The organism is Microbacterium sp. Leaf159 (assembly GCF_001423615.1).
Lineage (GTDB): Bacteria > Actinomycetota > Actinomycetes > Actinomycetales > Microbacteriaceae > Microbacterium.
Genome location: NZ_LMOU01000001.1, coordinates 171,146 through 172,400, shown reverse-complemented (window position 1 = coordinate 172,400; position 1,255 = coordinate 171,146). Strand labels below are relative to the sequence as shown.

Sequence of the window (1,255 nt, the reverse complement as noted above, 5' to 3'; positions counted from 1 at the left end):
CGCGGGCTTCTCGTCCGCGGGCTTCTCGTCCGCGGGCTTCTCGTCCGCGGGCTTCTCGTCCGCTGCGGGAACATCCTCAGCGTCGGGAGCTTCCTCCACGGCAGGGGCTTCCTCCGCGGCAGGGGCATCCTCCACAGCAGGAGCATCCTCCACAGCAGGAGCATCCTCCGCGGCAGGAGCCTCGTCGGTCGCGTCCTCGGGCGCATCCTGCGGCGCAGGGGCGTCCTCTGCGGCGGGGGCTTCGCCCTCGCCACTCTCCGAGGCGTCCGGCGCGCCGTCAGCCTCCGGAGCGTCGGCGACTACCTCTTCGGGTGCGTCAGCATCCGCAGAGAAATCGAGGGTAGGGGCGTCGTAGTCATTGTTCTCGTCGGCCATCTCTGGCGTGCTCCTCGTGGCGGACACTTCGTGTTCCGCCGAATCTCATGCGGCGCCTACAGGTGCCGCGAACTCATTCGGTGTGCGACCGGCTCATGGCTCTGGTCGCGAGGGGCATACGGCCCCGAAGTCTGCGTCGATGCCCACTGCGACAACGTCGAGCGATGCATCACAGGCCATTATCGCACCAAGTGAGCCGGTTCGCGGCATCGTCGCGTGCTCGCGTCGTTTTCTCCGGCCCGTCTCACGCCCGATCCATAGTGATCACTGGGATAATCCACATATGAGCGAGCAGCGCACCCGCCCCGTCGTCTATGCCGTCTGGCTGATCATCGCGAGCGTCGTCGGCTGGTTCGCCGCCTTCCAGCTCACGGTCGAGAAGTTCGTGCTGCTCGAGAACCCGACCGACGCACTCGCCTGCGACGTCAGTCCGTTCATCCAGTGCAGCAAGAACCTCGGCTCATGGCAGGGCGAGGTGTTCGGATTCCCGAACCCGCTCTTGGGGCTCTCCGGATGGATCGCACCGCTCGTGGTCGGCGTGGCCATCCTGGCTGGCGCGCGCTTCCCCCGCTGGTTCTGGGCCGCCTTCGGCGCCGGCATCACGTTCGCCTTCGGCCTGGTGTGCTGGCTGATCGGCCAGAGCCTCTACGCGCCGAACCTCGGCGTGCTGTGCCCCTGGTGCATGGTCACGTGGGCCGTCACGATCCCGACGTTCTTCGCGACCATGCTGCATCTGACCCGCAACGGCACCTTCACGAAGAACGAGAAGGCGCAGGAACGCGCCGACAAGCTCATGGTCTGGGTGCCACTCGCCACGATCCTCGCGTACGCCGTCATCATCATGATGGCTCAACTGCAGGGTCTCGACTTCCTCGGCGAG

General features: G+C 66.5%; 2 pseudogenes. One reads left to right on the top strand and one right to left on the bottom strand.

Annotation, left to right across the window (positions count from 1 at the left end):
- Positions 1-375 (bottom strand): annotated as a pseudogene (locus ASF80_RS19210) (ribonuclease E/G); the annotation flags it as partial.
- A gap of 139 nt (positions 376-514) precedes the next feature.
- On the opposite strand from ASF80_RS19210, the pseudogene ASF80_RS18600 reads away from it, so the two are divergent.
- Positions 515-1,255, top strand: a pseudogene (locus ASF80_RS18600) (vitamin K epoxide reductase family protein); the annotation flags it as partial.